The organism is Streptomyces sp. NPDC021356 (assembly GCF_040641015.1).
Taxonomy (GTDB): domain Bacteria; phylum Actinomycetota; class Actinomycetes; order Streptomycetales; family Streptomycetaceae; genus Streptomyces.
This window is the reverse complement of sequence record NZ_JBFACU010000013.1, coordinates 85001-99321: the sequence shown is the minus strand read 5'-3', so window position 1 is coordinate 99321 and position 14321 is coordinate 85001. Positions and strand designations below refer to the sequence as shown.

Genomic DNA, 14321 nt, shown 5'->3' with positions numbered 1-14321 from the left:
GAGTACCCCAGCGTTCCCCCGCACGGGCGGCCGGCCTTCCCCGGGCCCCTTGTCACCGACCGGCCGGGCGCTCGCCGTCGGCCTCGCGGCGATGACCCTGGAGGGTTTCGACCTCGTCGCCTTCGGCGCGACCACACCCCTGCTGCTCGACTACCGTCCCTGGCACCTCACCGTCGCCTTCGTCGGCCTGCTCGGCAGCCTCACCCCCATCGGCATGCTGGTCGGCTCCCTGCTGGTCGGCCAGTTCACCGACCGGTTCGGCCGGCGCCGGACGACCCTGATCAGTATCGCGGTGGTCAGTGCCGGGATGTTCGCGTGCGCCGTGGCGCCCCTCCCGGCCCTCTTCGGCGCCGGCCGGTTCGTCGTCGGGCTCGGCGTCGGCGCGGTCTACCCGGCGATGGCCCCGCTGATCTACGAACTCGCCCCTGACGGACGCAAGAACCTGTACTCGGGCATCGTGCAGTGCGGCACGGCCCTCGGCGGTGCGTTCGCGGCCCTCGCGGCCAACACCCTGCTGGCCGGGCACAGTTTCCATCTGGAGTACCTGACCGGCGGCATCGCCGGGCTGCTCCTGCTCCCCGCGGCCTACGTCTGGGTCCCGGAATCGACGGCGTACCGCGAGGCGGTGAGTACCTCGGTCCCGGCCCCCGCGAGCCGGGGCGTACGTCTCGTGCTGAGGCCGCCGTACCTCTCCACCACCCTCATGTTCTGCGCCCTGGCCGCCCTTTCCTTCCTGCTCGTCTTCGGCATGAACACCTGGCTGCCGCAGCTGATGCAGGAGGCGGACTATCCGCTGCGGTCCTCGCAGACCTTCCTCGTGCTGCTGAACCTCGGCGCCACCGTGGGCGGGATGGGCATGGCACTGCTGGCGGACCGTGCCGGGTCGAAGGGGCCGGTAGCGGCCAGTTTCGCCCTCGGTGCCGCCGCGATCGTCGCCATGAGCGCCGGGCTGCCCCTGCCCGTCCTCTACGCGATCGTGGTCCTCGGCGGCTGCGGCGCGGTCGGAGTACAGGGACTGATCAACGTGTACGTCTCCCGCAGCTACCCGGTGGCAGCGCGGGCCAGCGCGGTGGGCGTCGTGCTCGGGGTGGGCCGCGTCGGCGCGATCGCCGGCCCCGCGCTCGGCGGCCGTCTCCTCGCGGCCGGCCTGGAACCCCGCTGGAACTTCTTCCTCTTCGCCGTACCCGCCGTCCTCGGCGCGGCCCTCGCCCTGGCGGTCGGCGGACGGACGTCCCGGGCCGACCACCAGAACCGGAACCAGGAACAGGAACAGGACCAGGACCAGGACCAGCAACAGGAACAGGAACAGGAACAGGAAGACCTGGACAAGGCCCAGGACCAGGACCGTTCCGTCCCCGCACCGCTCGCCGGAGAGCCTACGGCCGGGCGGACTCGATGAGAGAGCTTTCCATGGACATGAACGCAGAGCCGGACACGTACGACGTCGCCGTCGTCGGCTGCGGCCCGGTGGGGCTGACCGTCGCGCGGCTGCTGGCCATGAAGGGGCTGCGGGTCGCCGCCATCGATCCGAACCGGCTCGTGTGCCACCACCCGCGCGCCACCCACCTCGACGACGAGACCATGCGCCTCCTGCAGACCATCGGCGCGCAGGACATGGAGCACCGGTTCCTGCGCCACGGCGGCTGGACACTCCACGGGCCCGACGGTCAGCCCTTCCTCCGGCAGATGACACCGGAGGCGGAATCGGACCAGGGCTGGCGCACCGACTACCAGTTCCACCAGCCCGACTTCGAGTCCCGGCTGCGGGGCCTGCTCGCGACCGAGCCTGACGTGGATCTCTGGTTCGGCTGGACGGTCACCGCCATCGACCAGGACGACGAGGCGGTCCGGCTCACACTCGTCGACGGGTCGACCGGAGCCACGAGCAAGGTCACGGCCGGCTACGCGGTCGGCTCGGACGGCGCCAACTCGTTCGTACGGCGGGTGATGGGAGCCGGGACCGAGGACCTCGACGGCACTCAGCGCTCCCTCATCGTCGACGTCCACCCCTTCGAGCACCCCGGACAGCTGCCGTCGGACAGCGGGTTCGTCCTGTGCGGGGGGAAGCGGCCCGTGACCTACGTGCCGATCTTCCCGCCGATGCTCCGTTTCGAGTTCATGCTGCTCGACGAGGACGACGCGGCGGAACTCGAACGGCCCCGGTCGGTGTACGACCTGCTGAGCCGCTGGCTCGAACCGGGCAGTTACCGGATCATGCGGACCGACACCTACGAGTGGCACGCCCGGCTCGTGCACGGCTGGCGGTCGGGGCGCCTGCTGCTCGCCGGCGACGCCGCGCACGAGATGCCTCCCATGCTCGGCCAAGGCATGTGCTCGGGGCTGCGCGACGCCGCGAACCTGGCGTGGAAGCTCGCCGCCGTCGTGCGGGGCACGGGCACGCCGAGCCTGCTCGACACCTACGAGAGTGAGCGCGCCGCACATGTGCGTCCCTACATCGAGGAGTCCGCGCGGCAGTCGAACCTGATCGAGGCGCTGGGAGCGGGCGGTGGCCTTCCGGAACCGGTCGGTGCGCGGACGATCGAGCGGCACCGGCCGTTGCTGGGCCCGGGGTTGGCGGCCCGGCCCGGCGGTGCCGTCGGACAGTTGAGTCCGCAGCCGCGCGGCGCGCACGGGGAGCGGCTGGACGACGCGAGCGGGTACGAGTTCACGGTCGTCGGGGACCCCTCCGTGACCTCGGCCGTGTCCGCGGAGGTGGCGCGGCTGTGGCACCGGCTCGGTGTGGTGGTCCTGCCCGGGACCGGGCCGGCCCTCGACCGCTGGCTGGCCGCTCACTCGGCTGCCGCGGCGATCGTCCGCCCGGACCGGTACGCCTTCGCGACAGCCGCCGACACGGCGGAACTCGAACGAGCCACCGGAGACCTGGCGCGCACGGTACTGACACGGGAGGGGAGCGCGTGAAGGAGTACGCGGCCGGGATGAAGTGGGGGGAGGGCCCCCGCCGGCAGCACGGCGCGCTGTGGCTGTCCGACACGCAGGGCGGGAAGCTGTGGACGGACCACGACGGCCCCTGGCGGGGCGTGCCGCTGGATTCGGTCCCCAACGGGCTGTGGTTCCTGCCGGACGGACGGCTGGTCGGCGCCATGATGCACGAGCGGCGCATCGGGGTGTGGACCGGCCGGCGGTTCGCCACCTACGCGGACCTGGGTGCCGTGGCCACCGGCCCGCTCGGTGATCTGGTGGGCGACGCGCACGGCAACCTCTACGTGGACGACGTCGGCTTCGCCGCACACACCGGGAAGCCGCCGCGGCCGGGCCGGCTGCTGCGGGTCGGCGTGGGCGGCTCGGTGGACGTGGCCGCCGCGGGACTCGAGTTCCCCAACGGTCTGGCTTTCGTGGACGACGGCCGCACCCTGGTAGTGGCCGAGACCGCACGGCAGCGGCTGACCGCGTTCACGGTCGCGGACGACGGGGTGCTCGCGAACCGGCGTACCTACGCCGACCTCGGCCGTCTGGCCGGTGACGATGCCCGGCCGGACGGAATCTGGGCGACGCGCGACGGCGTCTGGGTGGCCACCACCACCGGACACGCCGTCGCCCTGGTGCGGGAGGACGAGCTGGTCACCTCGGTCGACACCGGAACGCTGCTGCCGATCGCCTGCTGCGCCGACGGCGACGGCCGCCTCTTCGTCACCCTGGCCGACCTCCAGGGGCTCCCCCTGGGCGAGGCGCTGGCCACGAAGGCCGTCCGTACGACGGTGGGGCTGCTCGATGCGCCGGCTACGGGAGACCTCGCATGAGCGACACGGGGCGGCCGGACTGGACGCCGACCCGCCGGGACGTCGAACGTGCCCGGATCACCGACTTCGCGCGGTTCGCGGCCCGGCGCGCCGGACGCGATGTGAGCGGGAGCTATCAGGAGCTGTGGAGGTGGTCGGTCGACGACGTGAACGGCTTCTGGGACACGGTGTGGGACTACTTCGGGCTGCCCGAGCGCCCCGCCGGGCCCGCCCTGGCGAACGAGGCGATGCCGGGAAGCGTGTGGTTCCCCGGCAGCAGGCTCAACTTCGCGGCGGAGGTGTTCCGCGACCGCACCGGGACCGACACCGCCCTCGTCACGGTGGCCGAGGACGCCGAACCGGTGACCGTCAGCTGGGACGAACTGCGCCGCCAGGTCGCCTCCTTCGCGCAGGCGCTCACCGAACTCGGGGTGCGGCCCGGTGACCGGGTGGTGGGATACCTGCCCAACGGCGCGCAGGCCGTCGTGGCGTTCCTCGCCACCGCCGCCCTGGGCGGAATCTGGGCGGTGTGCGGGCAGGACTACACGGCCGCCGCGGCCGAGTCACGGTTCGCGCAACTGGAGCCGACCGTGCTGATCGCCGCGACCGGCTCCCGGCACGGCGGCAGGCACATAGACCGCCACGACGACGTGCGGGCGTTGCGGGACGCGCTGCCGACCCTGGCCGCGACCGTCGTCGTGGGCGACACGACACGGCTGCCCGGCGCCCTGCCCTGGACCGCGCTCACCGACCACGACGCCGAACTGGCCCCGCTGCCCGTTCCGTTCGACCATCCGCTGTGGGTCGTGTTCTCCTCGGGTACGACGGGACGGCCCAAGGGCATCGTGCACGGGCACGGCGGGGTCGTCCTGGAGCAGGTGAAGAACCTGGGCCTGCACCTCGACCTGCGGGCCGGGGACCGCCTGCTCTGGTACACGACGCCGAGCTGGATGATGTGGAACGTCCTGGTGGCCGGCCTGCTGCTGGGCGCGACCGCCGTGTGCTACGAGGGCAGCCCGACGTACCCCACCGCCGACGCGCTCTGGCAGCTCGCGGCCCGGCTGGACGTGAACGTCCTGGGCACCAGCCCAGGCCACCTGGCGGTGTGCCGCAAGGCCGGCGTGCGGCTCGCGGACCATGGCCTGGCCGCGCTGGAGCGCCTGGGCGTGACGGGCTCGGCGTTCCCCGCCGACCTGCAGCACTGGGTCGCCGGCGAGCTGGGGCCCCGGACACAGGTGGTCTGCACCAGCGGCGGCACCGACGTCGTCACGGCGTTCCTCGGTGCCGCGCCCACCACCGCGGTCCGGGCCGGTGAGCTGTCCGCCCCCTGCCTGGGTGTGGCCGTGGACGCCTTCGGTCCGGACGGGCAGCCGGTGCGCGGCGAGGTGGGAGAGCTGGTGGTGCTCCGGCCGCTGCCGTCGATGCCGGTCGCCTTCTGGGACGATGCGGACGGCTCGCGTTACCGCGCCGCCTACTTCGACATGTTCCCCGGAGTGTGGCGGCACGGCGACTGGATCACCGTCACCGGCCGCGGTTCGGTGCTCCTGCACGGCCGGTCCGACGCGACACTGAACCGTCACGGCGTGCGCATGGGAAGCAGCGACATCTACGGCCCGGTGGAGGAGCTGGCGGAGATCGGCGAGGCCCTCGTCGTCGGAGTCGAGCAGGACGATGGCGGCTACTGGATGCCGCTCTTCGTCACCACCACCGGCCGCACCGTCCTCGACGACGTGCTGCGGGACCGGATCCGGGGCGCCGTCCGCCGTGGCGCCTCCGCCCGCCACGTCCCCGACGAGATCGTCGAAGCGCCCGGCATCCCCCACACCCGTACCGGCAAGAAACTCGAAGTCCCCGTCAAGCGCCTGCTGCGCGGGGACGCCCCGGACACCGTGATCGATCCCGGCAGCGTCGACAGGCCCGAACTCATCGACTGGTACGCCCGGTTCGGGGCCGCCCGCCGCGCACGCCACGGCGCCTCCCCCGCCGCCGGCACACCCTCCAGGCCACACGACGAAGGAGCCCCGTCATGACCTACATCGCGCTGGAAGAAGCCTTCATCGTCCCGGAACTGGCCGCGCGCCAGTCCTCGACACCCATGAGGATCCGGGCCACCGACCGGTACGCCGCGCACTGCGGGCGTCGCCTGGCCGACTTCGAGGAACTCCGGCTGCCCGACATGGACGCCCACGGCATCGACATCCAGGTCCTGTCGCTGAGCGTGCCCGGCGTCCAGGCCGACACCGACGCCGCCACCGCGGTCGCCGACGCGCGGTTCGCCAACGACCACCTCGCCGAGACCGTCGCCCGGCACCCGACCCGCTTCCGCGGCTTCGCCGCCCTGCCCCTGCAGGACCCCGAGGCCGCCGTGACCGAACTCGAACGCTGCGTGCGGCAACTCGGTTTCAGGGGTGCCCTGGTCAACGACCACACCCACGGCCGCTACCTGGACGACCCCGCCTACGACCAGCTCTGGAGCGCGCTCGAAGAACTCCGTGTGCCGCTGTACCTGCACCCCGGCTCGCTCCCGTACGACGACTGGCACGTCATGCGCGGACGGCCCGAGATGTACGGGGCCAGCTGGAGCTGGCAGGCCGAGACCGGCGGCCATGCCATGCGGCTGATCTACGCCGGGGTCTTCGACCGGCACCCCACCGCGACCCTGATCCTCGGACACCTGGGCGAGTTCCTGCCGTTCCAGCGCTCCCGCCTCGACTCGCGCTACCGCACTCTGCGGGTCGGGACACCGCTCGAACGGATGCCGTCGCAGTACTTCGGAAGCAACATCCTGATCACCACGAGCGGAGTGCCGGCCCCGCAGGCCGTGCAGGCCGCCGTACTGACCATCGGCGCCGACGCGGTCATGTTCGCGATCGACTACCCCTACGAGGAGACCGCCGAAGCGGTGGCCGCGATAGAGAAGGCCGACCTCGCGCCCGAGGTCAAGGAAAAGATCGCGCACCTCAACGCCCGGCGAGTGCTGCGCATTTGACGGGCCGGGGAGCCGGGGGGGTCTCATCTCGCGATCACCGGAGGGACCGGACATCCGTGGGTTCTCCCCTCGACCCGACGGCACGGCGACGTGCCGGGCGCCCCGGGCACGAACTGCGGCAGGAATACAGCGAACCGGATGAACGCCTTCGGGTTGGACGGGGCCACCGGGAATTCCTGCCGCGCCAGTGCCCCGGACGCCGGCCCCTCGCCCTTCGACCGGGCCGGAGCCGTTCCTTGCGGACGGCCTCGTTTCGACGGAGAGCGGCGCTAGTCTGAGATCCGGGCATGGCCATGGCGAGGGTTGAACGTCTGCTCCCTGGTCTGGCTTCTCACGGGAGGAAGGGCAGCGAACGATGGCGACCGGCTTTGTCAAGTGGTTCAACGATGCCAAGGGTTACGGACTCATCGCCCCGGAAGAGGGCGGCGAAGACCTCGTCGTCCACTTCTCCGAGATCAGGGTGGACGGCTTCAAGACCCTGCAGGAGAACCAGAAGGTCGAGTTCGAGGTGAAGACGGGGCCCAAGGGCCCGCAGGCCGCGAACGTCAAACCCCTGTAGGCGACACCCGCCGGCGGCTTCCTTCACGAGCGGGAGCAGCGGACGAACCAGGCGGGTGCCGCGGACCGTCCCGAGCGGGGATCCGCGGCACCCGCTTCACTTTGACGCCGTCGCCCTCAGCCCCGTGCCCAGTTCGCGTCGGGCGCGGGCGGCTGCGCCGACCGGGACCGCGTCGGAGGCCAGGGCGGCCCGGACCAGGCGGACGGGGTGGCCGCTGACCGGGGGGTCGGCGGCGAGGGCGGAGAGGATGGCGGGTTCCAGCACGGGCCAGGCGCGGCTGACGCCACCGCCGACGACCACCGTGGTGATGTCGGCGACGCCCGCCGTGATGACGATGGCGCGGGCGATGCCCTCCCCTGCGGCGTGGTACACCGCGAGAGCGTCCTCGTCGCCGCGGACGGCGGCCTCCGCGACCTCACGGGCGGTGCGGCGCCGGCCGGTACGGTCGGCGTAACGGGCGCCGATGGAGCGGCCGGAGGCCAGCGTCTCCAGGTGACCGCGGCCACCGCAGGAGCAAGGCAGGTCACCGAAGCCGGGGATGTGCCCGATCTCGCCGGCCGCGCCGTGCGGACCGGCGTACAGGGCGCCGTTGGTCCACAGGGCGCCCCCGACGCCGGTGCCGAGGGTCATGCCGAGGACGTCGGCCTCGCCGCGCACCGCTCCGCCGCAGACCTCTCCGTAGAGGAAGGCGTTGACGTCGTTGTCGAGGTAGGCCGGGACGCCGAGGGCTTCCTCGACGGCGGCGGTGACGGCGAAGCCGGCCCAGCCGCGGAAGGAGTCGCTGGCGACGAGGATGCGGCCGTTCGCGGAGTCCACCACCCCGGCCGCGCCGATTCCGGCGCCCACCAGGCGGCCCGGTGTGCGGGCCAGCAGCGGGGCGAGCGCGTCGAGGGCGACGCCGACCATGGCCCGGCCGCCCTCCTGTGCCGGGGTGGCGGCCTCGGCCCGGTCGAGGACGGTCAGGTCGTCGGAGCAGACCACCACCTGGGTGGTGGTGCCGCCGATGTCGATGCCGGCGAGGAGCGGCCGGAGGGTGGGAGGCATGGCCGGGTCCTGCGGGGTGTGCGGGGTGGTGAGGGGTCGGGTCACGCCTGGGCCTCCGTACGGCCGGCCGCGAGGGTGGCCAGGCGCTCGGCCCTGCGGCCCCGCTGCACCACCGGGTCGGGCACCGGCACGGCGGCCAGCAGACGGCGGGTGTAGTCGGTCTCCGGGTGCAGCAGGGTAGTCCCGGTGGAGCCCTGCTCCTCGATCCGGCCGGCGCGCATCACGACGACGCGTTGCGCGAAGTGCTGTACGACGGCGAGGTCGTGGGAGACGAACAGGCAGGCGAAGCCCAGTTCGCCCTGGAGTTCGGTGATCACCTCCAGGACCGCTTCCTGCACGCTCACGTCGAGCGCGCTGGTGGGTTCGTCCGCGACCAGCAGCCGGGGTTCCAGCACCAGGGCGCGGGCCAGGCTGACCCGCTGGCGCTGTCCGCCGGAGAGTTCCCGGGGCGCGCGCCGGGCGGCTTCGCGGGGCAGCCGTACCCGGTCGAGGACGGCGGCGACCTTGGCCTGCCGGTCCTTGGCGGACAGTTCCCGACGGTGTATCCGCAGGGGTTCGGCGATGCACTCGCCGACGGTCATCCGGGCGTCGAGGGAGGCCACCGGGTCCTGGAGGACGACACCGATGCCGGCCCGCAGCGCACGGCGGGCCCGGGCGCGGGTGCGGCCGAGGTCGGCGCCGAAGAGGGTGACGGTGCCCGAGGTGGGCGGGATCAGGCCGAGCGCGACCCGGGCTGCGGTGGACTTGCCGGAGCCGGACTCACCGACCAGGCCCAGGGTCTGCGCCGCCCCGACGCGGAACGACACTCCGTCCAGGGCGCGCACGGCGGCCTTGCCGCGGCCGAACACCACGCTGATGTCCCGCAGTTCGACCACGGGTCCGTCCTCGGGGCCGCCCGGTCCGGCGGGCGGCGCCGCCGGGTCGGCCGCCGGGTCGGCCGCCGAGTCGGCCGCCGAGTCGGCCGCCGAGTCGGCCGCCGAGTCGGCCGCCGGACGGTACGCCCGGGCGGGCGACGCCGCGGCGGTCCGGTCGGGGCCGCCGTCCGCGGCCCCGGCGACGGACAGCCGTGGCACGGCGGCCAGCAGGCGCCGGGTGTAGTCGTGGGCGGGGCGCAGCAGGACGTCCTCGACCGGCCCGGTCTCCACGATCTCCCCGTGGTACATGACGGCGACCCGGTCGGCGAAGTCGGCGACGACGCCCATGTTGTGGGTGACGAGCAGCACGCCGGTACCGGTCTCGACGGCGAGCCGGCGCAGCAGGTCGAGGATCTCGGCCTGCACGGTCACGTCGAGGGCGGTGGTCGGCTCGTCGGCGATGAGCAGGCTGGGCTCGTTGGCGATGGCCATGGCGATGACGACCCGCTGGCGCTGTCCGCCGGAGAGCTGGAAGGGGTAGGCGCGGGCGCGCTTGTCCGGGTCGGGGATGCCGACCCGGCGCAGCAGGTCGACGGCCTCGGCGGCGGCGTCCTTGGCGGACACCTCGCGGTGGTTGCGGATCACTTCCGCGATCTGCTTCCCGATCCGGGTGAGCGGGTCGAGCGCGGTGGCCGGCTCCTGGAACACCATGGAGACGGTCTTGCCGCGCAGTGCCGCGAGGCCGTTCTCGCCGGCGCCGACGATCTGGGTGCCGTCGATGACGGCGCTGCCGGTGGCGCGGGCGTTCCCGGCGAGCAGGCCCATCGCGGCGAGCGCGATGGTGGACTTGCCGGAGCCGGACTCGCCGACCAGGGCCAGCGTCTCGCCCGGCCGGACCGTCAGGGACACACACTTGACCGCGGGCACCTCGCCGGTCTCGGTGGTGAAGACGACGCCGAGGTCGTCGAGTTCGAGGATCGGGCCGGGCTCCGTGGTGCGGGCGGCGGGGCCCTTGGTGGTGGCGGTCATCCGCGTCCCCTCACATCGAATGCGTCGCGGAGGCCGTCCCCGATCGCGTTGAACGCCCACACCACCAGGATGATGGCCAGGCCGGGCGGCAGGATGAGCCACCAGTAGCCGGAGTAGGCGGCGGTGAGACCGGCGGAGAGCATGCCGCCCCAGTCGGTCTGCGGCGGCCGGACCCCCATGCCCAGGTAGGAGACGTAGGCGACCAGCAGGATGGCGTCGGCGACCTGGAAGGTCGCGGCGACGATGACGGTCGAGACCGAGTTGGGCAGGATGTGCCGCAGGATCGCCCGGGCGTGCGTTCCGCCGATGGCGCGCAGGGTCAGGACGTAGTCCCGGTTCTTCAGGGTCAGGGTCTCCGCGCGCACCAGCCGGGAGGGCACGAGCCAGGAGACCAGGCCCAGGATGAGGACGAGCCCGGTCAGGCCCGGGGTGGTGATGGCGGAGACCACCAGCAGGATGAACAGCGCCGGGATCGCGATGCCGGCGTCGACGATCCGCATCATCACGGCGTCGATCCAGCCGCCCGCGTATCCGGCGGCGGCGCCCCACAGCGTGCCGATGACGGTGGCGAGGACGCCCGCGGCGAGGCCGACGATCAGCGAGACCTTGCCGCCGTACATCAGCCGCCCCAGTTCGTCGTGGCCGACGGCGTCGGTGCCGAGCCAGTGCGCACCGCTCGGGGCGAGGTTGACCTGCTGGAGCATGGTGTGGGTCTGGTCGGTGGAGTAGACCAGCGGACCGGCGAAGCAGAAGAGGAAGAAGAGGACCACGACGGCGAGTCCGACGACGGCCAGCCTGTTGCGCAGGAAGCGGCGGACGGCGAGCCGTGCGCCGGATGCCTCACGCGGCGGTGCGGCCTTCGCCGGGGCCGTGTCCGGCTGGATGACGGCGCTCATGCCCGGCCTGCCTTCACTCGGGGGTCGATGATCCGCTGGACGATGTCGGCGAGCAGGGTGCCGGTGACGGTGGCGACGGCGATCACCAGGACGCAGCCCAGCAGGACCGGGTAGTCCGAGGACTGTGCCGCCGTCCAGAACAGCAGCCCCATGCCGGGGTAGTTGAAGAGCTGCTCGACGACCAGGGCGCCGCCGAAGAGCACCGGGACGTAGTAGCCGAGCATGGCCACCACGGGCGTCAGCGAGTTGCGGAACACGTGCCGCCGCAGGATGGCGCCAGGGCGGGTGCCGCCCGCCCTGGCCGTGCGGACGTAGTCCTCGGAGAGGTTCTCCAGGGTGGCCGAGCGCATGTACCGGCTGAACACCGCGACCATGGAGGCCGCGCCAGCGACCACCGGCAGCACCAGGGCCTGCGGGTCGGAGAACACCTGGGCCAGCGTCTCGCCCTGCGGGGCCTGCGAGGGGAACCACGCCAGGCCCTGGCTGAAGACCAGCACCAGGATCAGCCCGAGGAAGTACACGGGCGTGGAGTAGGCGATGAAGCTCAGCGTGGTGATGACGTAGTCCGTCGCCTTGTTGCGGCGCACGGCCTGCCACATGCCCAGCGGGACCGCGAGGACGAGGCCCACGAGGGCCGACAGCACGGTGAGGACCAGGGTCTTCGGCAGCCGCTCGGTGATGAGCTGGGAGACCGGCTCGTTGAGGGTGTACGAGGTCCCGAGGTCCCCGTGCAGCAGTTGGCCGAGGTAGTAGAAGTACTGCACGGGCAGGGACTTGTCGAGGCCCTGTTCGTGGTTGAAGGCGGCGATCTGCTGGGCGGTGGCCTGCGGGCCGAGGATCCCGCGCGCGGGGCCTCCGGGAAGGGCGTGCAGCAGGCCGAAGACGACGATCGTCACGATGACGATCACCGCGACGGCCTGGAGGACGCGTCTGATCAGGTACGAGGGAGTGCTCATGTGTTTTCCGGTCGCTTCGTCTCTGTGGCGCGCGGGCGTCACCTGGACAGGGGCGTCACTGCGACGTGGGTGTCGGCGTGGCGGGTGCCGGAGCGGCAGGCGGCCGTGTGGCGGATGCCGGTGTGGCGCATGCCGTGTGCCGGGTGCCGGTGTGGCGCGGGTGTGCGTGGGGTGTGCGCGGGCCGCCGGCCGGCCGGTGGGCCGGGTGCCGTCGGCCCGCGCGGGCACCGACCGGTCCTACTTGGTCCACTTCCACATGGCGGGGTGGAAGTTGGCGAGGGAGTCCTGGGCGAAACCGTCGAGGCCGTTCTTGACCACGGAGATCTGGTAGTCGGGCTCCGGCAGCCAGACCACGGGGAGGTCCTTGGCGAGCGCGGCGCTGTACTTCTGCACCGCCTCGTTCGAGGAGGACGTGGTGGTCTCGGTGATCAGCTTGTCGACCTCGGCGTTGGAGTAGCTGCCGAAGTTGGAGCCGCCGCCGGTGGCGAAGAGCGAGTCGCCACTCGGGTAGGCGGGGAAGTACCAGCTGCCCGCGGTGCCGAAGAAGGACAGCTGCCACTTGCAGCCCGACTCGCCGGCGGTGCACTGGCCGGCCTGCGACAGCACGGAGTTGACCGGGGCGGTCTTGATGTCGAACTTGATGCCGGTCTTCGCGAACGACGACTGGAGCGCGCTCATCATGTTGTCGGTCACGGTCGAGCCGGACTGGGACAGCACCTGCATCTGGAACTTGGTGCCCTTGTCGACGCCCGCGCCGCACTGGTTGCCGCCGGTGCCGGGGCTGGTGCACACCATGGTGCCGCCCTGCTCCGTCCAACCGTGGTCGGTGAGCAGCTTCTTCGCCCCGGCGGTGTCGAACGGGTACGGGTTGCGCTTCTGCTCGGCGGAGACGAAGGACGACTCCTGGCCCTGCGGGATCGGGCCGTAGGTGGAGACGGCGCTGCCGTTGAAGACCACCTTGGACAGGGTGGTCTGGTCCACCGACATCTGGATCGCCTGGCGGGCGTACAGCTGCTTGAACACCGGTCCCATGGTGGGGTTGTTGAAGTTGTACGGCATGTAGGTGATCGCCCAGCCGCTCCACGGCTTCACCGAGTAGCCCCTGGCCTTGAAGGACGCCTCCTGGCCCAGGTCCGTGGCGTTGATGTAGCCGTAGTCGACGGTGCCGGCGCGGAGGGCGTTCTCCTCGGCGTCGGTGGTGGTGAACGGCAGCAGGTTGACGTTCTTGATGTTGGCCTTGCCGCCGCCGTCGTACTTCGCGTTGGCGGTCAGTTCGACCTTGCCCGCGGTGGAGAACGACTTGATGGTGTACGGGCCGCTGACCGTCTTCCACAGCGGGTCGGTCGCGTAACCGGAGATCTTCTTGGCCGCGTTGTTGAGGTACGTCCAGACCTGCTTGGCGCCGGCGGAGGTGCGGTCCAGGTCGGAGACGGCGCCCGCGTCGCTGGTCTTGTCCCAGACGTGCTGCGGCATCACGCGGATCATGCTCAACTCGTTGGCGAGCATCCACTCCTGGTTGTAGGCCTTGTCGAAGGTGAGGGTGAAGTGTGTGGCGTCGGTCGTCTTGAACGATGTCCAGTTGTCCGGCGCCTTGCCCGGGCTGTAGCTGGCCCAGTCCGCCTTGTTCGCCTTGACCAGGTTGAACCAGAACTCCACGTCACGCGAGGTGACCGGCTTGCCGTCGCTCCAGTGACGGTTGCCGAGCGTGATCGTCACGCTCTTGCTGTCCGGGGCGAACTTGGCGTCGGTGGCCAGCGAGTTGTCCTTGTTCCAGCCGACCTTGCCGGTGGAGCCGTCGTACGCGATCAGCGGCTCCCAGACGGCCTGGGATATGGAGGAGTTGTTCGTGTTCAGGTGTGCGGCGGTGCCGACCGGCAGGATCCAGTTCGGCGTGAAGTTGGCCGGGAGGGCATAGTTGATCGTGTCCGACGACGCCGAACCGGAGGACGAGGTGCCACCCCCGGAACAGCCGGTGACCAGCGCGCCGGTGAGGACGGCGGCACCCGCGACGAGGGCCCAGCGGCGGCCGGCCGCCGTGTGAGCAAGGAACATGACTCTCCTCAGAGTGAAAGGACCCGCAAACGTCCCGGGACGCCCCCGGACCGGCGCCGCGGGATCGGCGCTGTGTATGGCGACAGTCAACGACGGACGCGCCGAACAAACAAACAAGAATTAGTAACAAGTAAGTTACTCCGATTCCGAAGAAAGTCTCCTCCGCCCCCTCTGGATGCCCCAAGCGGCGTGTATGCACCAGTTT

At 71.7% G+C, this 14321-nt stretch carries 11 protein-coding genes; 6 read left to right on the top strand and 5 right to left on the bottom strand.

All coding sequences use genetic code 11. From position 1 onward, the window contains the following. Positions 1-49 precede the first annotated feature (49 nt). The 6 genes from AB0G56_RS19400 to AB0G56_RS19375 all read left to right on the top strand — a co-directional run bounded on the left by AB0G56_RS19400 (position 50) and on the right by AB0G56_RS19375 (position 7285). Positions 50-1399 (top strand): MFS transporter, encoded by a 1350-nt coding sequence (locus tag AB0G56_RS19400; protein ID WP_360970678.1) that lies wholly within the window; start codon positions 50-52, stop codon positions 1397-1399. An 11-nt stretch (positions 1400-1410) separates the two neighbouring features. After that, entirely contained in the window at positions 1411-2919 is a 1509-nt protein-coding gene (locus AB0G56_RS19395; protein WP_360970677.1) for a bifunctional 3-(3-hydroxy-phenyl)propionate/3-hydroxycinnamic acid hydroxylase, read from the top strand. Next, entirely contained in the window at positions 2916-3758 is an 843-nt protein-coding gene (locus AB0G56_RS19390) for an SMP-30/gluconolactonase/LRE family protein (RefSeq protein ID WP_360970675.1), read from the top strand. The genes AB0G56_RS19395 and AB0G56_RS19390 overlap by 4 nt, the downstream gene beginning before the upstream one ends. Continuing rightward, a complete protein-coding gene (locus AB0G56_RS19385) occupies positions 3755-5767 on the top strand; it encodes an acetoacetate--CoA ligase (protein ID WP_360970673.1) in 2013 nt (670 codons plus the stop codon). The genes AB0G56_RS19390 and AB0G56_RS19385 overlap by 4 nt, the downstream gene beginning before the upstream one ends. Further along, positions 5764-6726 (top strand): amidohydrolase family protein, encoded by a 963-nt coding sequence (locus tag AB0G56_RS19380; protein ID WP_360970671.1) that lies wholly within the window; start codon positions 5764-5766, stop codon positions 6724-6726. The genes AB0G56_RS19385 and AB0G56_RS19380 overlap by 4 nt, the downstream gene beginning before the upstream one ends. A 355-nt stretch (positions 6727-7081) precedes the next feature. Beyond that, entirely contained in the window at positions 7082-7285 is a 204-nt protein-coding gene (locus AB0G56_RS19375) for a cold-shock protein (protein WP_360970669.1), read from the top strand. Positions 7286-7381: 96 nt separating this feature from the next. Here AB0G56_RS19375 and AB0G56_RS19370 read toward each other — a convergent pair whose 3' ends face one another. From AB0G56_RS19370 to AB0G56_RS19350, 5 genes are all read right to left on the bottom strand, one after another. Next, the gene (locus tag AB0G56_RS19370; protein ID WP_360970885.1) at positions 7382-8329 is read right to left on the bottom strand and encodes an ROK family protein; all 948 of its coding nucleotides are present in this window, start codon (positions 8327-8329) and stop codon (positions 7382-7384) included. A 41-nt stretch (positions 8330-8370) separates the two neighbouring features. Next, a complete protein-coding gene (locus AB0G56_RS19365) occupies positions 8371-10212 on the bottom strand; it encodes an ABC transporter ATP-binding protein (RefSeq protein ID WP_360970667.1) in 1842 nt (613 codons plus the stop codon). Beyond that, positions 10209-11108, bottom strand: a complete 900-nt coding sequence (locus tag AB0G56_RS19360) for an ABC transporter permease (protein WP_360970665.1) — start codon at positions 11106-11108, stop codon at positions 10209-10211. Before AB0G56_RS19360 ends, AB0G56_RS19365 begins: the two co-directional genes overlap by 4 nt. Next, positions 11105-12064, bottom strand: a complete 960-nt coding sequence (locus AB0G56_RS19355) for an ABC transporter permease (RefSeq protein ID WP_360970663.1) — start codon at positions 12062-12064, stop codon at positions 11105-11107. The genes AB0G56_RS19360 and AB0G56_RS19355 overlap by 4 nt, the downstream gene beginning before the upstream one ends. A gap of 237 nt (positions 12065-12301) precedes the next feature. Continuing rightward, positions 12302-14116: a peptide ABC transporter substrate-binding protein gene (locus tag AB0G56_RS19350; RefSeq protein WP_360970661.1), complete on the bottom strand. Its 1815-nt coding sequence runs from the start codon at positions 14114-14116 to the stop codon at positions 12302-12304. Positions 14117-14321 lie beyond the last annotated feature (205 nt).